We start from the raw sequence: 22,820 nt of genomic DNA on the forward strand, positions 1-22,820 counted from the left end.
CCGAGGACCAGCAGAACAGACTGGACCGCACCGTCGAGGGCGGAGTACGGTGACCCACATCGACCCCGCACCCCCCGCGATCCTCGGACGCACCGGCGAGCTCGACCGCCTCGGTGCGCTGTTCAGCAATGCCCGGAACGGCGTCGGCACCGCACTCTCGGTCGTGGGTGAGCCGGGCATCGGGAAGACGGCGTTGCTCGACGCCGCCGTCACCGGGGCTCGCGGCATCCGGGTGCTGCGGTCCGATGGATACGAGGCCGAGGCGGCGATGCCGTACGCCGCGGTCCAGCGCCTGGGCGCCCCGCTCGCCGAACATCTCGATCGGGTGCCGGGGCGGCAGGCGGCGGCGCTGCGGATCGCCGCTGGAGTCGACGAGGGCGACCCGCCCGACCGGTACCTCGTCGGGCTCGGATTGCTGTCGCTGCTCGCGGCGGCCGGCGAGGTCGAGCCGATCGCATGGGTGGTCGACGACGCGCACCTGGTCGATGCGGAGTCGCTCGAGGTGCTGGCCTTCGTCGCCCGCCGACTGACGGCGGAGCCCGTCGCGTTGCTGCTGAGCTCGCGCCCCGACCCGCGCGTGCACCTCGTCACCGCCGGGGTTCCCGCGTTGGAACTGCGCGGACTCGATCAGCCGGCGGCCGTGCAGCTGCTCAACCGCTCGGTGCTCGGCGCGCTCGATCCCTTGCTTGCGACGCGGATCGCCGAGGAGACCGGCGGCAATCCGCTCGCCCTCATCGACCTGGGCCGCGAGTTCACCGCCGAAGAGCTCACGGACTCCACGCTGGCGCCGACCCCCACGCCGGTCGGTGAGCAACTCGAGGCGCATTACCTCCGACAGGTCGAGGCGATCGAGCCCGATGCGCAGCGCTGGCTGCTCGTCGCGGCGGCCGAGTCGACGGGCGATCGTGAGCTGATCGCGGCGGCGGCCGACCGGCTCGGTGTGACGGCGGATGCCTCGGGCCCGGCCGAACGCGCCGGGCTCGTCTCCGTCCGGCGCACGGTCGATTTCCGACATCCGCTCGTTCGCTCGGCCGTGTACAATGGCATGCCCGCCCCGGACCAGCGCCGCGCGCACGAGGCGCTCGCCGCGGTCGCCGACGAACGCGGGCGCAGCGACCTCGCCGTCTGGCACAGCGCGGCGGCGGCGGTCGGTGCGGACGACCGCCTGGCAGCCCGAATGGAGCACCTTGCCGACGCGGCCGGCGGGCGCGGCGCCTCGGTGTCGCGCGCGCAACTGCTCACTCGGGCCGCCGACCTGACGTCGGATGGACCCGAGCACGATCGGCGGATCCTCGAGGCCGCCGAGGCGGCTGCGGCGGCCGGTGCCGTGGGCCTCGCGCTGGAGCTTCTTGCACGTCTCGACGAGGACCGCCTCGACCCGGTCGGGCTCGGTCGCGTGCTGACGCTGCGTGCGCTGCTCGCCCTGTTCATCGCCGACCATGACGGTGTCGTCGGCGGCTCGGCCATGATGCTGCGCGCCGCGACGCTGTTCCACGGTCGCGCCCCAGAGCTCGAGCAGCGGGCGCTGCTCCGCGCGTTCGACTACGTCCTCACCGCGGAGTGGGCGGCCGAGGGCGTGAGCCTGCCCGAACTGGGGCGCCGCCTCGCCGACGGCGCGACCGTGGCCGATGGGCCGAGGTCGGTACAGCTTCGAGCGGTCGCCGCGCACATCTTGGAGCCGTACGAGGTGGCGGTTCCGCTCATGCGCGAGGCGGTGGCGACGATTCGCGACGCCGACGACGCGCAACTGCTGGATGTCGGCTCGCTCGGCGTCGCCCTCACCATGGCGCTCTGGGAGGAGCGCATGTGCATCGAGCTCCTCGAGCGCACGCTCCAGGTGGCGCGTGATGCGGGGGTGCTCCGTGTCGTCGACACCAACCTGTGGCTGCTGGGCCACCTCGAACTCGTGCGCGGCGACCCCGCGGCATCCGCCCGGTACATCGAGCAGGTGCGGGAGCTGCGCCGCGCGATCGGGTACGACGCCGAGCAGGTGGTCAATGCCTCGGCGCTCGCCTGGGCGGGCGCCCCGGTCGCGTTCGTCGAGGCCGTCGCCGACGGCGTTCTCGCGACCGGGTTCGCCGGCGCTTGGACGATCGCGATGACGGGGCTGGGTATCAGGGAGATCGCCGACGGGCACTATCGAGACGCATTCGAACGGTTCCGGCCGATGGTCGAGCGCAACTTCCTGCAGGTGACCTACCAGCAGCTCCCCGACTACATCGAAGCCGGGGTGCGCAGCGGCCGCGCGGCGGCCGTCGTCGACGAGCTCGCTCGACTGCAGGGACTCGCTGCGGCCAGCGGAACGCCGTGGGTCCGAGGCCAGGCGGCCAAGTCGGCGGCACTGATGGCGGACGACGCGGATGCCGAAGTGAGGTACCTGGAGGCGATCGAGCACCTCGAGGCGGCCACCGCGCCGGCCGACCTCGGACGCGCGCATCTCGTCTACGGCGAGTGGCTCCGGCGGATGAAGCGCCGCCGCGAGGCGCGCGAGCAGCTTCGGCGCGCGCTCGTGATCTTCACTCGGGTGGACGCCCCCGCGTTCGCGGCTCGGGCGCGACGCGAGCTCGAGGCGACCGGCGAGCACGTCGCGCCACGCTCGACCGGCGACCCCCGACTCGACGAGCTCACCCCGCAGGAGAGCACGATCGCGAGCATGGCCGCGGACGGGAAGACGAATCCCGAGATCGCGGCGACCCTCTTCATCAGCGTCAACACCGTCGACTACCACCTCCGCAAGGTGTTCCGGAAGGTCGGCGTGACCTCGCGCAAGCAGCTCGCGGAACGCCTCGGCGACCGCTGACCAGCAACGGCGAGCGCCGCGCGCGGCGGCACCCGTGCGTCACGACTACGCACGCCACGTGGTTCGGCGACCCGCCGCGCGGCGGCACCATCGTGCCATCCGATCACGCCAGAGGAGGCCCCAATGCCCTACGTCACGACCGACGACGGCGCCCAGATCTTCTACACCGACTGGGGCGTCGACGGCACCCCCGTGATCCTCAGCCACGGCTGGCCGCTGAACTCCGACGCGTGGGCGGCCGCGGCCCGCTTCCTCGCCGAGCACGGGCACCGGGCGATCGCGCATGATCGACGCGGCCACGGCCGGTCGAGCCGCACCTGGCACGGCAATGAGATGGACACCTACGCCGACGACCTCGCCGTGCTCATCGACCATCTCGACCTCACCGAGCTCACGCTCGTCGGACACTCGACGGGCGGCGGCGAGCTCGTGCGTTACCTCGGCCGTCACGGCAGCGGGCGCGTGGCGAAGCTCGTGCTCGTCTCGGCGGTGCCGCCGCTCATGCTGCGCACCGACGACAACCCTGAGGGGCTGCCGATCGACGTGTTCGACGGGATCCGCGCGGGTGAGGCATCCGACCGGTCGCAGCTGTACCGCGACCTCGCCGACGGGCCGTTCTTCGGCAACAACCGCAACAACGACGTCTCGCCCGGCACGCGCGACGCGTTCTGGCTGCAGAGCATGGCCTGCGGCCACCGCGCCGCGTACGAGTGCATCGCGGCGTTCTCGGCGACCGACTTCCGCGACGACCTCGCGAAGGTCGACGTGCCCACCCTCGTGATCCACGGTGACGACGACCAGATCGTGCCGTTCGAAGTCGGCGGCAAGCGCTCGGCCGCCATGGTCGAGGGCGCGCAGTTGCTCGTGTACGAGAACGGCGCCCACGGCCTGCCCGACACCGAGCGGGATCGGCTGCACGCCGACCTGCTCGCCTTCATTGATTCCTGAAGCGGATGCCGCGAAATCCGCCCTCACCGAAAGGACCCCGCTCATGACCGACGAGACCACCCGCGACCCCGCCGCCCCCGACACCATCGTGCTGGTGCACGGCCTCTGGATGACGCCCCGCAGCTGGGAGGGGTGGAAGGAGCATTTCGAGGCCAAGGGCTTCACCGTGCTGACCCCCGCGTACCCCGGCTTCGAGATCGAGGTCGAGGCGCTGCGCGAGAACCCCGACGTCATCGCAAAGCTCACCGTGCCCGAGACCGTCGACCACCTGGCCGGCGTGATCGAGGCGCTGCCGAGGCCGCCCATCATCATGGGTCACTCGTTCGGCGGCACGCTCACGCAGCTGCTGCTCGCCCGCGGTCTCGGGGCGGCGGCCGTGGTGGTCGACTCGGCGCCCACCGAGGGCGTGCGCGTGACGCCGCTCTCGCAGGCGAAGTCGTTGTTCCCGGCGCTGAAGAACCCGGCGAACCGGCACAAGGCGGTCGGCTTCACGCCCGAGGAGTTCCATTACGCGTTCGCCAACACGCTCACGCGTGAGGAGTCGGACGCGGTCTGGGAGAAGTACGCGATCGCCGCGCCCGGCAACTGGGTGTGGTCGTACGGCCTGATCGCGAACTTCCAGCCCGGGCACCAGGAGACCTGGGTCGACTACGCGAAGGATCGCGCCCCGCTGCTGTTCATCGGCGGCGAGAAGGACCACATCATGCCGCCGGCGGTGAACAAGTCGAACGCGAAGCACTACGCAAAGTCGCCGGCGACCACCGAGTACGTCGAGTTCCCGGGCCGGTCGCACTGGATCTGCGCGGAGCCCGGCTGGGAAGAAGTCGCCGACCACGCGCTCGAGTGGGCGCTGGCGCACGCGGGGGAGCGTGCGTTGCGCCCGGCGTGATCCGGTCGTTCCGGGCGGCGCGCGGGGTTCTTCCTGCGCGCGGCCCGGAATCTCGATGCGCTGGGCGGAGCGCACGGGCTCTCCTGCGTGCGCGGCGAGGTGGATCGACTCACCGGATGGCGCATGCGGGCTCGCCCGCATGCGCGGTGTGATCTCGATGTACGGGGGTCGCCCAATCTGGCTGGGGGCACGAGGTCATGCCGCCACGACTTCGCGCAACTCGAACCGCGCCCGGCCGCCGAGGCGGGGTATCTGAGCGGGGTCGATGTGCGGTGGCGGGATGAACCAGATCGCCCGTGGGCCCGGGCGGATCTGCCAGCCGTCTCGGTGGATCATGTGGTGGCAGAAGCTGCAGAGCATCACGCCGTTCGAGAGGTCGGTCGGGCCGGCATCGCGTTCCCACCAGTCGATGTGGTGGGCCTCCACGTAGCCGATGTTCTGCCCGCAGGAGGCGCAACCGCCGTCGCGCTCGCCGAGCGCGAGCCTCTGCGCTTTCGTGAAGAGGCGCGCGGTCCGGCCGAGGTCGAGCGGCAGGCTCTCGCCGCCCAGGACGGCGGGCACGAGCTCGGCGTCGGCGGCCATGCGGCGGGCCGTCGCGGCCGAGATGGGCTGGTTCATCCCGTCGATACGCGCGTGCCCGAGACCGCTGACGAGTGCGTCGAGGTCGACGCGCACGACGAAGGTGGCCTTCGCGAGCGGTGTCGCCGTCTGGCTGCAGCCGAGCGTGTGGCGGGCGAGCGCGGCGAGCGCGTCGGCTTGGATCTGCGGAATCGATCGCCGATCATCGACGACCGGCGTGGGCTCGCCCGGCTGGTGTCGTCGCAGCGCGTCGCTGACCAGCGCCTCGATCGCCGCCTTCACGGGCGCCGCGCTCTCGGGGTCGAGTCGGGCATGCAGGTGCACGACTCCGCGGTGGTCTTCGCGCATCGTCAGTGAACGCTCCATCCGGAGTTCATCTTCGCGCGGCTCGATGCCGTCGGGGTCGAGCCGCGCCTCGGCCTCGCGCACCCCGCGCAGGAGGGTTTCAAGCGGCACTCGCGCGGCAAGCTCGACCAGGGCGTACTCGACAGTCTCTGCCCGGCCCGCCTCGGCGCGCATCGACGCTCGCTCGAGCATGGTCGTGATCGCGGATGCCGCCTCGATGCTGATCGTCTACGATTGCAGCGCGGTCGCGACGTGTGGATGCCGCGCCGGCATCCGCTCACCGCTGAAGGCCTGCCGCTCCGCCGTGGCGACGCCGACGCTGATCAGTCGTTGCGCATCGGCGCGCGAGGCGCCGGTGGCCGCGGCGACGAGCCGTACCGGGCTGTGGAAGCCTTGCGCCTTCGCGAACCCGACGTCCCCGAACTCGGGCCCAGACCGCTTCGCCACCTCGGCGGCGAGCCTTGCGAACAGGGCGTCAACATCGCGCCGCACCTTCGCGAGCTCGTCGACGACCTGCATGAGCCCGGCATCGCCCATTTGCTCCGCCTCGACCTGAGCCGAACCGCGGATGGCGCCCCACGCCGGCATCGCGCCGACCCACGCGTCGCGAAGCGCCGCCAGATCACCCTCCAGCGCGATGAGCGCGCCCGACGCCGGAGGCGTGTCGGGCGCGGGTCGCGGGGGCTGTTCCATGGCTCCATCCTGCAGGTACCCACCGACATCCGCTCGCACCGGAAATCACGGTCGATCAGGCATTCCGCGTGTGGATGAATCGGCCGAATCCGCACCTGTGGAGGAGGAGTGCACGACTCGGCGCCGGCGCCGGCGCGGCGCGTCAGCCCGACTCGCCCCGCCGCTCCGCGACGATCGCCCGTGTCATCCCCGAAATCAGGTCGAGGGGCAGCGGGTCCGCATGCCGGAACGTGACTGGGTCCTTGCTCGACCGGAACGGCGCCCCCTCCGGCTCGAGCGGCTCCGGCAGCGGGGGAACGGGGTCTCGACTCCGTGCCGCCTGGGCCTGGTTCCGGAGCTGACGCCGCGGAGGGGCTCGGCCGATCGTGAGGTCAGCGGATGCCGCGTCGGCGAGCCCCGCGGACGCCTGCCGGGTCAGTCGGTCCCGATCCGGTGACCGAGTAGCGCGCTCGCCGCATCCGAGATGATGTCGAGTGCCTCATCGGGTGCGAGGCGGCCTCGGATCACCGAGAGCGCCAACCCGTCCTCGATGGCCAGCAGCGTCCGGGCGACGTGGGCGGGTGACGTGGCCGGCGTGTAGAGGCCGGCCGCGACCCCTTCGTCGACGAGCTGTTCGAAGAGCTCGACCTGCGCGCGCTCGAACTCGTCGGCGGCCGCGTCGAATCCGTGGTTGCGCGTGCTCAGGGCTCCGAGCTCGATCAGCAGCACGGTGGCGTCGAACGATGGCTCGCCTTGCATCGGGATGCCGAGCCGCAGGCATTCGCGCATCCGCTGGGCGGGCCCGGTGCGGGCCTCGACACGTGCGCGTCGGCCCGTGATGTACTCGATCGCCGCCGTCTGGTGGGTCTCGGCGTAGAGCTCGACGAGGTCGGGGTAGTAGTACGAGACCGAAGCCGGAGTGAGGTTGGCGGCCTCGGCGATGTCGGTCAGTCGCGCGCCCGAGGCGCCCCGCTCGATCAGCAGCCTGGATGTCGCGGCGACGAGTTCACTTCGCCTCAGCGCCTGGTTCTTCGGTCGAGCCACGGATCAATTCTTCCATGTTTGTTTGACGAATCGCGATCGAGGTGACATTCTTTCGTCAAAGTTTTTTCAACGAATGGATGACTGTGATGACGCAGAGCCTCATCGTGGCGCTCGTGCAGGCGGCCGCCGAAGAACGGTTCGATGTGGCCGCGTTCGGCGCCCGCATGCGCGGACTGGTGCAGCGAGTGCCATCCGCTGCCCTCTGGGTGCTGCCCGAGTTCCACCTCGAGCCGATGTCGACCCATGTCGACCCCGAGTCGGGCGCCCGCGCGATCGATGACGACGCCGTCGGCGAGCTGTCCGCGCTCGCCCGGGAACTCGGGGTGTGGCTCGTGCCCGGCTCGATCTACGAGCGCGGCGACGACGGTGCCATCCACAACACGGCGCTCGTGTTCTCACCGTCGGGGGAGCGGGTCGCCACCTACCGCAAGATGTTCCCCTGGCGTCCGCTCGAGCAGACCGTGCCCGGCGACCGGTTCGAGGTCTTCGAGCTGCCCGGCTACGGCCGGGTCGGCATCTCGATCTGCTACGACATCTGGTTCCCCGAGCACACGAGGCACCTCGCGTGGCTCGGTGCCGACCTCGTGCTCAACCTGGTGCAGACCGCGACATCCGATCGGGAACAGGAACTCGCGATCGTGCGGGGCAACGCGATCATGAACCAGGTCTGGATCGCGTCGGTCAACGCGGCCGCCCCGACCGGGCGCGGACGTTCGCTCGTCGTCGATCCGAACGGCTCGGTGCGGGCGAGCTCTCCCGACGCGTCGGAGGAGATCCTGACCGCGGTCGTCGACTTCGCCGCCACGGCGCAGACCCGCGAGTTCGGCACGGCCGGTGTCTCCCGCCCGTGGTCGCAGTTCCGGGCCGACGACGCCTCGATCCCTCTTCCCCTCTACGGCGGCCACATCGAGCCGTCGACCTGGCAACCCCGTTCGAAGGAGAACAGCTGATGACCGCATCGTCCACTTCGCCCGCCTCGGCGCCACCCGCATCCGAGGCGGCGCACCCGGCCGCGCGCCGCCTCCTGCCGCGCCTCGGCCTCGCCGGCCTCATCTTCTTCGGGCTCGCCTACATGGCGCCCGGGATCGTCACTTCGACGTTCGGGGTCGTCTCCGCCGAGAGCGGCGGAGTGGCTCCGACGGCCTACCTGGTCGCGACGATCGCGATGGGTCTCACGGCCGTCTCGTACGCGGTCCTCGCGCGCAACTACCCGACCGCGGGTTCGTCGTACAGCTACGTCGGGAAGATCCTGGGACGGCATCTCGGCTTCTTCGCGGGATGGGTAATCCTCCTCGACTACCTGTTCCTGCCGATGGTCGCGTGGCTCATCCAGTCGATCTACCTCAACGCGCAATTCCCGGGCATCCCGCTCTGGGGGTGGGTGCTGATCAACATCGTGCCCACCACGATCATCAACCTGCTCGGCATCACCCTCGCCGACCGCGTCAATAAGTGGTTCACGATCGTCGCGCTGGCCTCGGTCGCGGTCACGGCCGTCGTGATCGTCGGGTACCTCGTGAGCGGATCCGGTCCCGCGGCCGAACCCGGCGAGGCGTTCTGGAACGGCGACACGTCGGTGCTCGCCATCGGCGCCGCCGCTGCGGTGGCCGCCTACTCGTTCCTCGGCTTCGACGCCGTCAGCACGCTGAGCGAGGAGGCCCGCGATGCGCGGCGGAACATCCCGCGCGCCATCCTGCTCGTGGTCCTCATCGGCGGTGGCATCTTCGTGCTCATGTCGTTCCTCATGCAGCGCATGCACCCGGGCGGCGACTTCGACAACCCCGACATCGCCGGGTACACCCTGCAGGTCCTCGCCGGCGGCGAGACGTTCGCGAACATCAACAACCTGGTCGCCGTCATCGCCGCGTTCGGTTCGGGCCTCGCCATCCAGGCGACCTCGAGCCGCCTGCTGTTCGTCATCGGACGCGACGGGGTCCTGCCCCGCAGTGTCTTCGGGCGGCTGAACATGTTCAGCGTGCCGTGGGTGAACATCCTCATCATCGCGGGGATCGGCCTCATCGGCATGCTGCTCGACATCGCGCAGGCGACGGCGCTCATCAACTTCGGCGCGTTCCTCGCCTTCGCGCTCGTCAACCTGTCGTTCCTCGTCTGGATCTGGCGCACGCGCGACCGCCGGAGCGGTGCCGCCTCCTCGCTGCTCAGCCTGGTTCCGGCGGTCGGTGTCGCCGTCGACCTGTTCCTGTTCTCGCAGCTGCACGACATCGCGTTCGTGCTCGGCGGGGCGTGGCTGGCGCTCGGCGTGGTCGTCCTGGCCTTCGCGACGCGGTGGTTCCGGCGGCCGGTGCCGTCGCTCGACCAGGAGTTCGCCGACGAGGCAGTCGATCTGCCGGAGGGCGTGAAGACCGCGCCCTGAGTAGGCATCGGCCGGTCGGATGTCGCGGCAGCGCAGCATCCGACCGGCGCCTTCATCTTCGCGACCTTCCTCGTCCCACCAATCGCGGTGATATGATCCTGTTTACCGGATCAAATGGAGGTTTGCATGCCCGACATTGCAGCGCTGGTCCGTTCCGCGCGTCGGTCCCGGCGTCTCTCCCAACGGGAGCTCGCACGCCGCGCCGGCGTTTCGCAGAGCCGTGTCGCGATCGCGGAGAACGCGCACGAGGATCCGCGCTTCGACACCGCGAGCCGCCTCCTGGCGGGGGCAGGGCACCGGCTCTACGCGGCGGCGACCACGCGCGACGACGTCGCGACGATCGCCGCAGAGATCCGGCACGCGCTCGGGCGGAACGACCGGGCGCTGGCGTTCCGGTTCTTCATTCAGATGAACGACCATCTCGTGGGTGAACGTGGCCTGCTGCGCGGCATCCTGGCCATCACCGAGCCCGAGCTGACAGGTTCGAAGACGTGGGATGCCGCGATCGCGGCGCTCGTCGACTACCGGCTCAACCAAGAGGGCGTGCCCACCCCCGAGTGGACTGGTGCCCCGACCCGCCGCCTCGAGCGTGCGCGCCAGCTACGCGCCAGTCCATTCGACCTGCCTCCGCCTCGCGAGGAGGTCCCTGCGGAGTTCCTCGAGCACGGCGTACTGGTCTGGCGCGACTCCCTCGAGAGTGTGTGAACCCGCGACGAGCGCCCCTCGACGTCGACGGACAGGCAGGCATGGCCGATCCCGGAGCGAAAACGAGCAGCGGAGGAGTCGGCTCAGCCCGTCGCCGCGAGCGCCCGCACGGCGCGCTCAACGGCAGGGCGCACGTCGAGCTCGGGGTCGACCGTGAGTCGGTGCAGCACCAGCCCATCCCCGAGCGCCATGAGGGCGCGTGCCGCGGGCACGGGGTCGGGGATGCCGGCTGCAGCCACGAGCCGGTCGGTCCACTGCTCGAACTCGCGACGCTGGCGGCGCAGTGGTTCGAGGAGCTCGGGGTCGGCGGCGAGTTCGACGAAGAGCGCGTAGCGCGCCCGGGTGCGCGTCGCGGCCGGGCCGGTCTGCGCGAGCAGCACGGCGCAGAGTCCCTCGGCGAGAGAGTCGGGCGTCGGCTGCTCGAGCAGCTCGGGCCTGAAGTCGGCGCGCTCGAGTTCGGCCATCCAGTCGATGATGCCGGCCAGCAGGGCCCGCCGGGTGCGGAACCAGTTCGAGGTCGACCCGGCGGGCAGCCCGGCCCGTTGATCGACGCGCGCGTGGCTGAGTGCCCGCACGCCGTCGGTTCCGAGGACCTCGACCGCCGCCTCGAGGGCTCGCTCCCTGGTTGTCGCAGCCATCGGCGCCCCTCACGTCGCGTACGTCGACGAGTTTCGCACGAGCGCGCGTGGCGGCGTGGCATCCGTGCGCCGTGGCATCCGCTGGTCGGGGTCGGCGGGCCGGGCTCAGTCGTCTCGCCGGATCCAGTCGAGCGTGAGATTCGCGACCGCGTCGGGAGCCTCGGCGGGGAGGAGCTTGCCCCCGTCGTCGACGAAGGCGAACTCAACGTCGTCGGCGTATCGCTCGGGGTTCGCGCAGAGGCGGCGGATGAGCTGCTCGTCGAACCTGGTGTCGACCCGGCCGAAGGCGAAGAGCGTCGGGACGGTCAGGCGCATCCGCTTGTACACGCCACGGCTCAGCCGCATCGACTCGGGGATCACCATGCCCCGGTAGAGCGCGCGGACCGCCTGGTCGATGGCGGGGCGCTGCATGGGCGCAAGGTGCGCGTCGATCTCCGCCTCCGGCGTCCGTCTCGCGTTGTACTGATCGGCCCACACGCCCCGGAGCGAGCTGCCGGGGCGATGCCAGAGCAGCTTCGGCATGTGCCGGAAGGCGGCGACGAGTCTGGGGCTGAACGAGATGAATCCGGGCGGCACCGAGAGCTGAACCGCCCTCCCCACGCGTTCGGGGTGGGCGTAGGCGAGCTGCATCGCGGTGATCGCCCCCATGTCGTGACTGACGAGGTGCGCACGTTCGACGCCGAGCGGCTCGAAGAGGGCGAGCAGGTCGTGCAGTCGCGTCTCGCGCTCGATGCCGGGGTCGTCGGCTGCGGTCCAGCCGGCACCGCGAAGGTCGGGACAAATCACGCGGTAGCCCTGCTCGGCGATCAGCGGCGCGACCTGATGCCACTGCCACCAATGCAGCGGGAAGCCGTGGAGCATGACGACGGGTTCACCGTCGCCCACGATGGCGACGTGGGTGCGCAGGCCCGGGGTCTCGACGATGAGGTGCTCGAATCCGGATGCCTCGGGCAGCGGCGGTGCGAGATCCGCCGGTGCGGCGACCGAGTGGTGGTGAGGTTCAGGTGCACGCATGACGACTCCTTCGTCGGTGCGGGTTACTATGTTTATAGTACAGCGGATGGTGCGCTTGCCACACCCGCACGACACCTCTACGGTGCGAGGCGGTATCGGCTGAGTGCATAAACCGCCCTGCGATTCGCCGTATCCGGCGAGGTGAGGACACCGGCGCAGAACAGACTTCAGGGTCGCCGGCACCACAAAGGTGCTTCACCCTTCCGACATGCGCGGTCGCGCGGCGTGGATGGCTGAGCAATTGATTGCGATACCGGCATGAAACGCCGCGAGCCCAGGCGATTCGCCGCGCTGGGACTCAAGCCGCGTCGGCGCTGAACGGCTCGTGGGCGCCCGAGAGATGCTCATCACCGCTGAGAATGGATGTTCTACCAAGCGCGCAGTGTTATCGGATGGTCGGAGTCGACCCACCTGTCGGGCAGGTCCCCTTGCTGACCTGCGATGGAAGTCGGAGGACGATTGAGGTCGATGTGGCGTGAAAGGGCCCGGGGTGGCGTCAGGCCCTCTCGGCCTGCCCGTTCTTGATCAGGTCGGCCCAGGCCTTCGACGTCTTGTCACCCACGTCCGTTGCGAACTCAAGATGCTTCGCCGGAAGATCCTCGTCCCCGCGCAACCGGGCGCTGAGGAGCTGCAGCGCACTGTAAAGGGACTGCACTTGGAGATGCACCGGCGACCCTTCGAGGGATCCGTTCTGGACAGCGGCACCTAGGCCCCTTAGCGCACCTAGAACGCCAAGGATAACCGCCCGTAGCTCTTCATCCGCGATCAAGTACGCTCGGGACTCGGCATCCAACAGAGATGCTGAGTCGAACTTCACGCGTTGACGCTCCCCGCCGTCGGCCTGATCTCGCGCCGATACATACAGATCGAAGACTGCCTCGCGGCTCCGCTCGAGAGCTCCGCGTTGGCGCGCCTCCGACTCCCGATGTCGGTCATCGGCCCGTGCCTCGGCATCACGATCGCGTGAGTACTTGTGAGAAATCGCGGCACCGACCAGAGTCAGAACCGATCCGGCGACGAGAAGCGCGAGGTCGCGCATAGCCTCGAGCCAGAACTCGGTGTCCATGCGCGTACTCTAAGCGACCCGGTACCGGGCGCAATCGGTTTGTGCGCGGGCCGCACGGGGATGCGCATGGGGAGGGTCGGTGGCGGCGGGAGTGGTAGCATTTCGCTGGGAGTCTGCTTCAGCAGCGATCGGCATCATGGTCGGGACTCCACGAAAAGTGGGAGGACGAGGTTCGAGTCCCCGCGGCTTCACTCCATGAAGCCGTAGCTTAACTGGTAGAGCCCCACTCTTTTCGTATGAGCTCAGCTAATCAATCCAGCCTTCACCAAGGCTGCCTCTAGCTCGTCGTCCGTCAGGTTGAGCGGAGCGTAGTTCATGCGCGCGAAGCCGGTCACCCGCCTGAGACGCTGCGAATCATTGCCGCGAATACCCCCGTGGGCCTCCACGTCCTTCAGCAGTCTCTCCACCCAGCGGCCGCGCGGGTACGCTTCCGCGGCGATCTCATTCATCTGATTGGCGAGCCGCTTGGTCACCGCGAGCGCCGCTACAATCTCATCGTGCCCCAGCTCTAGCCGGTCGCCCATGGTCAGCGTAGGCACGCCCTTACTCGCCACCTTCTGCCATTGAGATGCAGCGTCGTCCGACAGCGACTTCGCACACGTCTCCAAGCGCTGCTCGATCACTCCGCCAGAGTGGACAAGATTATTGCGCATGAGCCGGAGCAGATGGAATAGCTCGAGGGTTGGCGCAGGTAGTGCGCTACCTGCCGCCGTTTCGAACGCCTCGTGCGTGCGCGCGATCGAAGTTTCGCGAGCCTGCTTTCGGGACATCAGGCCGGCTTCTGCGAGCAACATCAGGAAGCTTCGTTGGAGGTTCTCGTGGATGGCCAGTACGTACGGGAATACCATGCTTCCAAGGTGCTGCTCAGCGTGTATGAGGATCGAACTAGCCTCATCCGAGGCCAAGTTGAAGCGGCGAATGTGGCGGACACCGGGGAAAATCTCCGCCAGAGGTCGTGACGACCCGCGTGTCAACGCCAACGTGTTTGCAGCGAGTTGTGATCCGGCGAGCAAGGCCATGATTGCGGTGTTTGCCTCTTGACGCTGACTGAGGTATAAGCGGTACTCCGCAAACTTGAGCTCCGGCACGTCTCACATTCTGCCCGATGCCGGGGCGCTGCGGGCGGCGGATGCCCTCGTCGACGACCTTGCCCTGTCGTCGGCTGCGCGCCGCGGGTGCTGCAAGTAGCCTGGCGAATACTACTGCGCCGCGGGAGCTACAGGCCATTCCAAGGAAGATTTAGTGCATACACCAAGCCGGTGTGCATGACCCAAGGGCCCTGGCTTGAGAACGCGTAAGAATCGCGTCGGTGGTAAAATTGTATATAGCCTGCGTCTGGGCGGTAGTTACCAATGGCACCTTGGACGAAGAGGTATTCACCTAGACGCTGCACGTCCGTTCCGCCGCCGATCCCCGCCTCGTTTATCGCTTCCGCGAATTCCTTGCGGCTGAACTTCCGTTTCAGCTTTCCGAGCACGCTCGGAATGCGCTGTATTACCTCGGTGGGCAGAAGGCCGGTTGCCTCGGCCAGTATTTCTTGGAAGAGATGGTTAGACGCAAATCTATCCGCTGCAATGCGAACTTGTGCACCACTGATACGCGTCCCAGGCTCGGTTGTCTCCTGCAGCGTTCGAAAGAGGACGCTCATGTCTCGAGGGGTATAGCGTGTGAAATCTAGAATGAAACGTTCCGCTGATACCGCCCCTCGATCTTCACCGACTCGAACGTATTTTGGCAAGTAGGCGAAAAGGGTGTTGGTATCGATTTCTGCTTTTGAAGCCAGGTACCTCCATAGAAGGACGTCCCGTGGGTTCGCGGCCTCAGCGCCCCACTCGACGCTCACCGACGAATCGGCGGCGATCTTCGGGCCATCTGCGAACGGAACGCGCCTAAATACGTCGCTGCGACACATGACAAGAACGTACGCGTGCGTAGTGTTGTAGAGGCGGCGATTTATTTGATCTGCTACTCGAATAAGAGCGGCAAGGGTTTGCCAGTACGAGTCGTTTTGAGTAATGGCCTTGTCAAGGCCATCGATCGATAAGAGGTGCCGGTTCGGGGTTTCCGCGTGAATCACCAGATCCAAGACTGCGTCTGCGATCTGTCCGGGGCTAATGGCATCCGAATCAGTGCTATTTTGCCCAATGGTCAGAAAAGATGCGAGGCTAGAGAACGCCTTTCGCTCGCGCACCCGTCGCAGCACCTTCGGGTAATCGTCGCTCGCGAGGCCGGTCTCTCGGAGGCGTCGAAGAAAATCGAGCGTCTTTGGATCCCGAGAAAGAGAGCATCCGGCGTCTGCAATCAGTGATTCGAGTAGGCGAATTCCGAGGAAGAGCCTCCATGCAGAGTCCGTCAGAAAGGCGACGTCCGCACTGACGAGCTTCTTGTCCAGGGCTGAAAGCGGGGTTTCTGTCCGATTCAACTCATCGAAGTCGACGTACTTATGGAAGACGGATTCCTCACCGAGAACGTCGACCCAGCTAAGAGCGACAAACCAAGCCGACGCGCTCTTGCCTGACCCCTTCGGTCCTAGGAGAAGGAAGACTTCATGCTTCTCAACGCGGCGCGGCAGGTCGTGCCTGTCAAGGTAGGTTCGCAGGAACCTCCCCCGATCCTCCTGCACCTCGTTCTCTGCGGAAGCGCGACCGAAGTAGAGACTCCGGAGGTCCAGCCCTGGCAGCGTCCCATGTGCGGACGACGCGGCGGTAGAGCCTCGGTAGCGACGTCGGCGCCCACTGGCGGCCCCATTCGGCATATCGCTCATCCTCGAAGACTATGGGGACGCTCGGCGGGGGAGTTGCTTGGGCATCGCGAGTCGTGGCCGTTGGGAATAGGGTCGCTCGATCTGCGTTGAACTTGAGCGTACCCAACTCAAGTTCCCCCAGGAGGACCTAGGTGCCCGACAACTTCAACGAGGCCGGAGCGAGCTCGTTCGACGAGTTCCTCGCCCGCTACCTCGCGGGTGAGCAGGCCAGGCAGGCGCGGTCGATCGACCTCAGCCGGTTCCTGACCTCGCGCACCCAGAGCATCCTGCAGCGCGCCGGACGCTTCGCGCTCGAGCGCGGGCAGACCGAGCTCGACGCGCTGCACATCCTGCGCGTCATCGTCGAGGACGAGTCCGTCGCGCAGGCGATCACGCGCGTCGGCGCGAGCCCCGAGCGCATCATCACGGCGACCGAGGCTCGGCTGCCCGCGGCATCCGACACCGCCGACGTCAACTCGGCCATGATCACGCCGAGCGCCAGCCGTGCGCTGTTCCACGCGTACCAGGTCGCACGCTCGAGCGGGTCGACGTACATCGACCCCGAGCACCTCTTCTTCGCGCTCGTGCTGGGGCAGGACGCCCCCGCCGGGCAGGTGCTCGCGCGCGCCGGCGTGACCGCCGAGGCGCTCGCTGAGGGCCTCGGCGAGGACGGGTCTCGATACGGCGCTGGCGCGCCTACTCGACCCACGGAGGACGGCGCTGGCGCGCCTACTCGACCGACGGAGGGGGAGTCGAGCACCCCCATGCTCGACAAGTTCGCCATGGACCTCACCGAGCGCGCCATGAACGGCGAGCTCGACCCCGTGATCGGCCGTGCCGACGAGATCGAGCAGACCATTGAGATCCTCAGCCGCCGTACGAAGAACAACCCCGTGCTGATCGGCGAGGCCGGCGTCGGCAAGACCGCGATCGTCGAGGGCCTGGCCCGCGCGATCGTCGAGGAGAACGTGCCTGAGGCGCTGCTCGGCAAGCGGGTCGTCGCACTCGACCTGCCCGGCATGCTCGCCGGCACCCGCTACCGCGGCGACTTCGAGGAGCGCCTCACCAAGACGATGGAGGAGATCGCCGAGCACCGGGGCGAGCTCATCGTGTTCATCGACGAGGTGCACACCGTCGTCGGCGCCGGTGGTGCCGGTGAGGGCGGCATGGACGCGGGCAACATCCTGAAGCCCCGCCTCGCCCGCGGCGAGCTGCACCTCGTGGGTGCGACCACGCTCAAGGAGTACCGCACCATCGAGAAGGACCCCGCGCTCGAGCGCCGGTTCCAGCCGGTTCGCGTGGGGGAGCCCTCGATCGAGGATTCCGTGCTCATCCTGCAGGGCCTGCGCCCCGCGTACGAGGAGCACCACGGCGTCACCTACACCGACGACGCCCTCCGTGCCGCCGTCGAGCTCAGCGCCCGGTACCTCACCGACCGCGTGCTGCCCGACAAGGCCATCGACCTCATCGACCAGGCCGGCGCGCGCCTGCGCCTCAAGCTGGGCGTGAAGGTCGATGTCTCCGCGCTCATCGAGCGCCTGGCGGAGCTCGAGGCCGACAAGAACGCGGCCGTCCGCGCCGAGCACTACGAAGAGGCGTCGCGCATCCGCGACGAGATCGCGAAGGTGCAGGAGCGGCTGGATGACGCAACCGAGAAGGCGGCCGCGCAGGGTCGTGCCGTGGCATCCGGTTCGTCGGATGCCGCGAACGCGACCGTCGTCGACGAGCCGCAGATCGCCGCCGTGATCTCGCGGGCCACCGGCATCCCGGTCAACCGCGTCACCGAGGGCGAGCGCGAGCGCCTTGCGAACCTCGAGGGCGAGCTGCACGCCCGGGTCATCGGGCAGGATGACGCGGTCACCGCCGTCGCCCGCTCGGTGCGCCGCAACCGCACCGGCATGGGCGACGCGCGCCGGCCCGTCGGGTCGTTCCTGTTCCTCGGACCGACCGGCGTCGGCAAGACCGAGCTGGCGCGGGCGCTGGCGTCGTCGCTGTTCGACGACGAGGGCGCGATCATCCGTTTCGACATGAGCGAGTTCGGCGAGCGGCACACCGTGTCGCGGCTCGTGGGCGCCCCTCCCGGTTACGTCGGCTACGACGAGGCCGGCCAGCTCACCGAGCGCGTGCGGCGCAACCCGTACTCGATCGTGCTGTTCGACGAGATCGAGAAGGCGCACCCCGACGTGTTCAACCTGCTGCTGCAGGTGCTCGACGACGGACGCCTGACCGACGGCCAGGGTCGCACGGTCGACTTCCGCAACACGGTGGTCATCATGACCTCGAACCTCGGTTCGGAGTTCCTCGCGTCGCGGTCGGGTGCGCTCGGCTTCGTCGCGTCGACGGATGGCTCGGGGTTCTCGTCTGCTGACGACGTGCGCGCTCGCGTGATGGGCAAGGTGCGTGAGGCCATGCGGCCGGAGTTCCTGAACCGCATCGACGAGATCGTGCTGTTCCAGAAGCTCTCGGCTTCTGAGATCGGTCAGATCGTGCGGCTCATGCTGGGCGCGACCGAGCGCCGGCTGGCCGCTCGTGAGATCGGCTTCGAGGTGACGGATGCCGCGGTGGCGCTCCTCGCGGAGCGCGGCTACGAGCCCGAGTACGGTGCCCGCCCGCTGCGTCGCCTGATCCAGCGTGAAATCGACGACCGCATCGCCGACCTCTTCGTCACCGGCGCCCTCGGCGACGGCGAGGCGGTGCGGGTGGATGCCGCGGACGGCGCGTTCGTCGTGGCATCCGTGCCGAACGCGACGGTGTCGCTCGAGCAGGCAGCGTAACCACCTCGGATCGCGGTACCGAAGTACCGGGATCTGCGAAGGCCCGGCTCTCCCATGGAGACCGGGCCTTCGCCGTTCGAGCCGGCGCTACGACCAGATCGAGGTCAGGATCATCGCGACCACGAGCAGGAGACCCAACCCGAAGAAGACCGATTCGGCGAGGGCGAGGAACTGGCTGTTCACGTGCAGCAACCGGCCGGCGACGCTGTCCCGGGTCAGCCAGATGTTCTGGTCCGGCCTGAGGAACTGCGCGATCTCGGGGAGGGTCAGCAAGAGCATGGCCGCGGCGATGATCGAGATGGCGAAGCTGCAGATCGCGAACGTTCCGAGCCACTTCGCCGACGATGGCACCGCCGCCTCGCCGGTGAAGGATGCGCCGATGATGGCGATGACGGCCGTCTCGATCGTCACGAGCCATTTCGCCCAGTCGCTGACGAGTCTGATCGCCTCGAGGCTGCTGGCAGTGTCCCGCATCTGCGCCATCGGCTTCTCCGTCACGTGAGGCGAGTGCCTCATCCACGTTCGGTCGAGACGCTACGCCGCACGGACCTCGACGGTGGTGACCAAGGTCCCCGGAACACGAGACGTGCGAACGTTGGGCGCCAGTTCGCGCCGGGGCAGTCGAACGGGCGCAGAGCATTCGCGTTCCGCACCCCGGCGCGTTAATCGCTCTTCGTCGCGTCGCCGAAGTACAGACTGCGCAGCGAGGCGTGCAGCCACGCGCGATACCGCTCATCGTCCATGAGTCCAGTACCGACCATGCGGTCGTACGTGTCTGCGAGGGTGAAGAGCCATGCCGTCGTGCCGATGTGTTCGAGCGGAATCTGCGAGGTGATCCACCCGCGGTCGTCCACCCACTGGACAAGTGCTCGCCACTCCCGATGAACGGTCGCCTGCTGCGCAGTCCAACTCGCCGCGACGTCGGGATCGTCCGCCGCCGCGGACGCCCACGCGCGGAAGATCCCTGCCGTCGAGGCGTTCAGCTGCGCCACGAAGGCGACGGCGCCTTCCAGCCATCGTTCGCGATCGGAGAGGTCGAGGCCGGCGGCGACGAAGTCCGCGGTCCAGTCGCGCGGGCCCTCGGGCTGGAGCGCGCCGAATGTGGCGACGGTCGCGGCGTCCTCGAGCAGGCGCCGCTTGGGTCCGGCGGTACGGACGGTGTCCATCGACACCCCGGCTCGTCGGGCGATGTCGGCGAGTGTCGTCGAGACGTAACCCTGGGCCGCGAAGAGCTCAGCGGCGGCAAGCACGATGCGCCGCCGCGTCTCCGCAGCCTGCTCCTGGCGGATCGGAGAGTGGTATCTGCGACTCGTCTTCGCCATGGCGAGGTTTCCTCATTTCAGTATTGACCGACACGTAATACGGATGAATAATATCCCATAACGACGATTTCTCATGGAGGCCGCCATGACCAGCGTGATCCTCGCCAGCATCCCTGCAGCCGGCCACACCCGCCCCATGCTCGCGGTTGCCGCGGGTTTGGTTCGCCGCGGATGGCGTGTCCGGTTCATCGGCGGACGACCGTTCGAGGCCGAGATCCGTGCATCGGGAGCCGAGTACGTCGAACTGTCGCCCGGTTTCGACGAAGTCCTTCAAGCGCCCGACTCCAGGACGGCGAGGAACATCAACCACATTAAAGATGAGTTCTTCGCCACCGTGCCGGCGCAGGTCGACCTGCTTCGGCGGTTGATCGCCGAGGAGCCCACGGACGCCGTATTGGCCGAGACCGCGTTCCTCGGAATGGTGGCGCTCTTCGCCGAGGACGAACGCAGCCGTCCGCTGCTCGTGAGCTGCGGCGTCACTGTTCCGATTTTCGGAAGCCGAGACACCTGGCCGTTCGGCCTCGGGCTTCGGCCATCGCGCACCGCCGTTGCACGCGTGTCGGCCCGCGCCTTCAGTTCGTTTCACGGTCGGGTACTCCTGAAGCCGCTGAACTCGGCCGCCGATACGCTCTTCGCACAGATCGGCGTGCCCGATCAGCGACGCGGCCGCGCGTTCTTCGATGTCATCACCGATGTCGATCTGATGGCGCAATTCACGGTGCCCGAATTCGAGTACCGCCGCAGCGACCTTCCGGACCACATGGAGTTCTTCGGCCCGCCGACTCACTCCCATCCGGTCCGCGCTGAACTGCCCGAATGGTGGGACCGATTGGACCCTGATCGTCCGATCGTGCACCTGACCCAGGGCACGAGCTTCAATCTGGACTTCGAGACGCTCATCGGGCCCGCACTTCGCGGACTGGCGGACCGCCCCGTTCAGGTGGTCGTCGCCACGGGAGGGCGGCCGGTTTCGGCGCTACCCGAAATGCCCGGAAACGCGCTCTCAGCCGAATCCTTGCCCTACGACCACCTCCTGCCCCGGTGCGCCGCGTTTGTGACGAATGGCGGCTACGGCGGCGTGCACGCGGCGCTCGAGCACGGCGTGCCGATCATCGCCGGAGGCGGGGTCGCTGATCAGAAAGAGATCGCGGCTCGGGTTGCCTGGTCGGGAGCAGGCGTCTCCCTCGGCTCCCGCCGACCCTCAGCGGCTCGGATCGCCGATGCCGTCGAGCGGGTGCTGTCCGACCCCTCGTACCGAAGCGCGAGTGCCCGGATCGGGGCCGCGATCCGCGCATCGCGCGGCGTCGACGGCCTCGCCGAGGAGATCGAACAGCGGGTCGCACAGCGCGCGGCCGCGCGCTAGGTGTCGCAGCGAGCGGGCGCGAGTTCCGCGGCGTAGACGCGCCGAACGGTACGCCCGGCCTCGTGCGAGGCCGGGCGTTCACGTTCCGCGCACCTGCGATCAGCGCGAGATCACCTTCGGCGACGACACCGCCTTCAGGCCGTGGATGCCGAACTCGTGGCCGTAGCCCGACGCCTTCGTGCCGCCGAACGGGATGTTCGGGTTCAGCGCTCCGTGCTGGTTGATCCACACCGTGCCCGCCTGGAGGCGGCGGGCGACCGCGACGGCCTCGTCCGGGTCACTCGACCACACCGAGGCGCCGAGTCCCTGCTCCGAGGCGTTCGCGCGCGCGATCGCGTCCTCGACGTCGGAGTAGCGGATCACCGGGATGACGGGACCGAACTGCTCCTCGTCGACGAGCGCCGCGCCGTCGTCGATGTCGGCCACCACGGTGGCGCGGTAGAAGAGCGGGCCGAGCTCGGGCGCGGGCTCGCCGCCCGCGACCACCCGCGCGCCGCGGCCCCGGGCGTCGTCGACCAGGCGGCGCACGATGTCGAACTGCTGCTCGTTCTGCAGCGGGCCGAGCACGTTCCCGGCATCCAGCCCGCGGCCCATCGGCATGACCCGCGCCAGCTCGGCGAGCGCCTCGACGACCTCGTCGTAGACCGAGTCGTGCACGTAGAGGCGCTTGAGCGACGCGCACGTCTGGCCACTGTTGATGAAGCAGCCCCAGAAGAGGTTCTCGGCGATGGCCGCGACATCCGTGCCCGGAAGGACGATGCCGGCGTCGTTGCCGCCGAGTTCGAGCGTCAGCCGCGCGAGGTTGTGCGCTGACGACTCGACGATCTTGCGCCCGGTCGCCGTCGACCCTGTGAACATGATCTTGTCGAGCCCCGGGTGCGCAGCGATCGCCGCGCCGACCTGCCGGTCGCCCGAGATGGCAGCGAGCACACCCTCGGGCAGGTGGCGGTTGAAGACCTCGACGAGTGCGAGCACCGACAGCGGCGTGTACTCGCTCGGCTTCACGACAACGGTGTTGCCCATGCGCAGCGACGGCGCGATCTGCCAGACCGAGATCATCATGGGCCAGTTCCACGGGCCGATCGCGCCGACGACGCCGAGCGGGTCGTAGTGCAGTTCGGCGCGAGCGGCGCCATCCTCGAACACGACCTCGGGCTCGAGGGGCGTGTCCGCCGCGTTCCGCGTCCACGCGGCGCAGGCGCCGACCTCGAATCGCGCGTTCGGCCCGTCGAGCGGCTTGCCCTGCTCGCGCGAGAGCAGCACCGCGAGCTCCTCGGCGTTCGCCTCGATGTCATCGGCGATCGCGTTCAGGATGGCGCTGCGCTCGCGGTGCCCCAGTGCAGCCCAGCCCGGCTGGGCCGCCCGGGCCGCGGCGATCGCGGCGTCGAGATCGTCGACGGTGTGCACCGGTGCGTAGCCGATGATCTCGCGCGTCGCGGCATCCGGAATCGGGCGGCCGCTCGTCTCGTCGGCCGAGACCATCTCGAGGATCGTGATGGGCTGTGTGGTGGACATGGTTTCCTCCGTGGAACAGGTGTGGGGGT

General features: G+C 68.6%; 19 protein-coding genes. 8 read left to right on the forward strand and 11 right to left on the reverse strand.

From position 1 onward, the window contains the following. Positions 1 to 49: 49 nt before the first annotated feature. From ACZ4TW_RS08415 to ACZ4TW_RS08425, 3 genes are all read left to right on the forward strand, one after another. Positions 50 to 2,800 carry a helix-turn-helix transcriptional regulator gene (locus ACZ4TW_RS08415; protein WP_465541978.1) on the forward strand — a complete coding sequence of 917 codons (2,751 nt, stop codon included), beginning with the start codon at positions 50 to 52 and terminating at the stop codon, positions 2,798 to 2,800. 123 nt (positions 2,801 to 2,923) lie between these two features. Next, positions 2,924 to 3,748: an alpha/beta fold hydrolase gene (locus ACZ4TW_RS08420; protein ID WP_465541980.1), complete on the forward strand. Its 825-nt coding sequence runs from the start codon at positions 2,924 to 2,926 to the stop codon at positions 3,746 to 3,748. A gap of 43 nt (positions 3,749 to 3,791) precedes the next feature. After that, on the forward strand, positions 3,792 to 4,637 hold the full coding sequence (locus ACZ4TW_RS08425) for an alpha/beta hydrolase (protein WP_465541982.1): 846 nt from the start codon (positions 3,792 to 3,794) through the stop codon (positions 4,635 to 4,637). Between the two features lie 195 nt (positions 4,638 to 4,832). Here the strand turns inward: ACZ4TW_RS08425 and ACZ4TW_RS08430 are convergent, their stop codons facing one another. From ACZ4TW_RS08430 to ACZ4TW_RS08440, 3 genes are all read right to left on the reverse strand, one after another. Next, on the reverse strand, positions 4,833 to 5,786 hold the full coding sequence (locus tag ACZ4TW_RS08430) for an HNH endonuclease signature motif containing protein (protein WP_465542319.1): 954 nt from the start codon (positions 5,784 to 5,786) through the stop codon (positions 4,833 to 4,835). A gap of 3 nt (positions 5,787 to 5,789) precedes the next feature. After that, positions 5,790 to 6,254, reverse strand: a complete 465-nt coding sequence (locus tag ACZ4TW_RS08435) for a hypothetical protein (protein WP_465541984.1) — start codon at positions 6,252 to 6,254, stop codon at positions 5,790 to 5,792. Between the two features lie 414 nt (positions 6,255 to 6,668). Beyond that, positions 6,669 to 7,277 carry a TetR/AcrR family transcriptional regulator gene (locus ACZ4TW_RS08440; RefSeq protein ID WP_465541986.1) on the reverse strand — a complete coding sequence of 203 codons (609 nt, stop codon included), beginning with the start codon at positions 7,275 to 7,277 and terminating at the stop codon, positions 6,669 to 6,671. Positions 7,278 to 7,363: 86 nt separating this feature from the next. Here ACZ4TW_RS08440 and ACZ4TW_RS08445 point away from each other — a divergent pair, with 86 nt between their 5' ends. From ACZ4TW_RS08445 to ACZ4TW_RS08455, 3 genes are all read left to right on the forward strand, one after another. Continuing rightward, positions 7,364 to 8,227: a carbon-nitrogen hydrolase family protein gene (locus ACZ4TW_RS08445; protein WP_465541987.1), complete on the forward strand. Its 864-nt coding sequence runs from the start codon at positions 7,364 to 7,366 to the stop codon at positions 8,225 to 8,227. Then, on the forward strand, positions 8,227 to 9,651 hold the full coding sequence (locus ACZ4TW_RS08450) for an APC family permease (RefSeq protein WP_465541989.1): 1,425 nt from the start codon (positions 8,227 to 8,229) through the stop codon (positions 9,649 to 9,651). Before ACZ4TW_RS08445 ends, ACZ4TW_RS08450 begins: the two co-directional genes overlap by 1 nt. Before the next feature lie 126 nt (positions 9,652 to 9,777). Next, positions 9,778 to 10,356 (forward strand): helix-turn-helix domain-containing protein, encoded by a 579-nt coding sequence (locus ACZ4TW_RS08455; RefSeq protein ID WP_465541990.1) that lies wholly within the window; start codon positions 9,778 to 9,780, stop codon positions 10,354 to 10,356. 83 nt (positions 10,357 to 10,439) lie between these two features. Here ACZ4TW_RS08455 and ACZ4TW_RS08460 read toward each other — a convergent pair whose 3' ends face one another. The 5 genes from ACZ4TW_RS08460 to ACZ4TW_RS08480 all read right to left on the reverse strand — a co-directional run bounded on the left by ACZ4TW_RS08460 (position 10,440) and on the right by ACZ4TW_RS08480 (position 15,838). After that, entirely contained in the window at positions 10,440 to 10,994 is a 555-nt protein-coding gene (locus ACZ4TW_RS08460) for a TetR/AcrR family transcriptional regulator (RefSeq protein WP_465541992.1), read from the reverse strand. A 105-nt stretch (positions 10,995 to 11,099) separates the two neighbouring features. Then, positions 11,100 to 12,008 (reverse strand): alpha/beta fold hydrolase, encoded by a 909-nt coding sequence (locus ACZ4TW_RS08465; RefSeq protein WP_465541994.1) that lies wholly within the window; start codon positions 12,006 to 12,008, stop codon positions 11,100 to 11,102. Positions 12,009 to 12,504: 496 nt separating this feature from the next. After that, complete coding sequence (locus ACZ4TW_RS08470; RefSeq protein WP_465541996.1) at positions 12,505 to 13,074, reverse strand: hypothetical protein; 570 nt, start codon at positions 13,072 to 13,074, stop codon at positions 12,505 to 12,507. Positions 13,075 to 13,316: 242 nt separating this feature from the next. Then, positions 13,317 to 14,162 (reverse strand): hypothetical protein, encoded by an 846-nt coding sequence (locus tag ACZ4TW_RS08475; RefSeq protein WP_465541997.1) that lies wholly within the window; start codon positions 14,160 to 14,162, stop codon positions 13,317 to 13,319. Between the two features lie 128 nt (positions 14,163 to 14,290). After that, the gene (locus ACZ4TW_RS08480) at positions 14,291 to 15,838 is read right to left on the reverse strand and encodes a P-loop ATPase, Sll1717 family (RefSeq protein WP_465541999.1); all 1,548 of its coding nucleotides are present in this window, start codon (positions 15,836 to 15,838) and stop codon (positions 14,291 to 14,293) included. 131 nt (positions 15,839 to 15,969) lie between these two features. On the opposite strand from ACZ4TW_RS08480, the gene ACZ4TW_RS08485 reads away from it, so the two are divergent. Beyond that, complete coding sequence (locus ACZ4TW_RS08485) at positions 15,970 to 18,591, forward strand: ATP-dependent Clp protease ATP-binding subunit (RefSeq protein ID WP_465542001.1); 2,622 nt, start codon at positions 15,970 to 15,972, stop codon at positions 18,589 to 18,591. Positions 18,592 to 18,678: 87 nt separating this feature from the next. On the opposite strand, the gene ACZ4TW_RS08490 is transcribed toward ACZ4TW_RS08485, so the two are convergent. Then, positions 18,679 to 19,074, reverse strand: coding sequence for a hypothetical protein (locus ACZ4TW_RS08490; protein ID WP_465542003.1), 396 nt, complete (start codon positions 19,072 to 19,074; stop codon positions 18,679 to 18,681). 179 nt (positions 19,075 to 19,253) lie between these two features. Beyond that, positions 19,254 to 19,913, reverse strand: a complete 660-nt coding sequence (locus ACZ4TW_RS08495; protein WP_465542005.1) for a TetR/AcrR family transcriptional regulator — start codon at positions 19,911 to 19,913, stop codon at positions 19,254 to 19,256. 85 nt (positions 19,914 to 19,998) lie between these two features. On the opposite strand from ACZ4TW_RS08495, the gene ACZ4TW_RS08500 reads away from it, so the two are divergent. Continuing rightward, positions 19,999 to 21,276, forward strand: coding sequence for a glycosyltransferase (locus ACZ4TW_RS08500; RefSeq protein ID WP_465542007.1), 1,278 nt, complete (start codon positions 19,999 to 20,001; stop codon positions 21,274 to 21,276). 99 nt (positions 21,277 to 21,375) lie between these two features. Here the strand turns inward: ACZ4TW_RS08500 and ACZ4TW_RS08505 are convergent, their stop codons facing one another. Next, positions 21,376 to 22,791, reverse strand: coding sequence for an aldehyde dehydrogenase family protein (locus ACZ4TW_RS08505; protein WP_465542009.1), 1,416 nt, complete (start codon positions 22,789 to 22,791; stop codon positions 21,376 to 21,378). Between the last annotated feature and the right edge of the window lie 29 nt (positions 22,792 to 22,820).

This window comes from Agromyces sp. NPDC029043 (assembly GCF_055564615.1).

What these genes read in the sequence shown, in the direction of transcription:
- ACZ4TW_RS08420 (WP_465541980.1), top strand. Translation starts at nt 2,924, where the DNA reads ATGCCCTACGTCACGACCGACGACGGCGCCCAGATCTTCTACACCGAC.
- ACZ4TW_RS08425 (WP_465541982.1), top strand. Translation starts at nt 3,792, where the DNA reads ATGACCGACGAGACCACCCGCGACCCCGCCGCCCCCGACACCATCGTG.
- ACZ4TW_RS08435 (WP_465541984.1), bottom strand. Translation starts at nt 6,254, where the DNA reads ATGGAACAGCCCCCGCGACCCGCGCCCGACACGCCTCCGGCGTCGGGC.
- ACZ4TW_RS08445 (WP_465541987.1), top strand. Translation starts at nt 7,364, where the DNA reads ATGACGCAGAGCCTCATCGTGGCGCTCGTGCAGGCGGCCGCCGAAGAA.
- ACZ4TW_RS08450 (WP_465541989.1), top strand. Translation starts at nt 8,227, where the DNA reads ATGACCGCATCGTCCACTTCGCCCGCCTCGGCGCCACCCGCATCCGAG.
- ACZ4TW_RS08455 (WP_465541990.1), top strand. Translation starts at nt 9,778, where the DNA reads ATGCCCGACATTGCAGCGCTGGTCCGTTCCGCGCGTCGGTCCCGGCGT.
- ACZ4TW_RS08460 (WP_465541992.1), bottom strand. Translation starts at nt 10,994, where the DNA reads ATGGCTGCGACAACCAGGGAGCGAGCCCTCGAGGCGGCGGTCGAGGTC.
- ACZ4TW_RS08465 (WP_465541994.1), bottom strand. Translation starts at nt 12,008, where the DNA reads ATGCGTGCACCTGAACCTCACCACCACTCGGTCGCCGCACCGGCGGAT.
- ACZ4TW_RS08470 (WP_465541996.1), bottom strand. Translation starts at nt 13,074, where the DNA reads ATGGACACCGAGTTCTGGCTCGAGGCTATGCGCGACCTCGCGCTTCTC.
- ACZ4TW_RS08480 (WP_465541999.1), bottom strand. Translation starts at nt 15,838, where the DNA reads ATGAGCGATATGCCGAATGGGGCCGCCAGTGGGCGCCGACGTCGCTAC.
- ACZ4TW_RS08490 (WP_465542003.1), bottom strand. Translation starts at nt 19,074, where the DNA reads ATGGCGCAGATGCGGGACACTGCCAGCAGCCTCGAGGCGATCAGACTC.
- ACZ4TW_RS08495 (WP_465542005.1), bottom strand. Translation starts at nt 19,913, where the DNA reads ATGGCGAAGACGAGTCGCAGATACCACTCTCCGATCCGCCAGGAGCAG.
- ACZ4TW_RS08500 (WP_465542007.1), top strand. Translation starts at nt 19,999, where the DNA reads ATGACCAGCGTGATCCTCGCCAGCATCCCTGCAGCCGGCCACACCCGC.
- ACZ4TW_RS08505 (WP_465542009.1), bottom strand. Translation starts at nt 22,791, where the DNA reads ATGTCCACCACACAGCCCATCACGATCCTCGAGATGGTCTCGGCCGAC.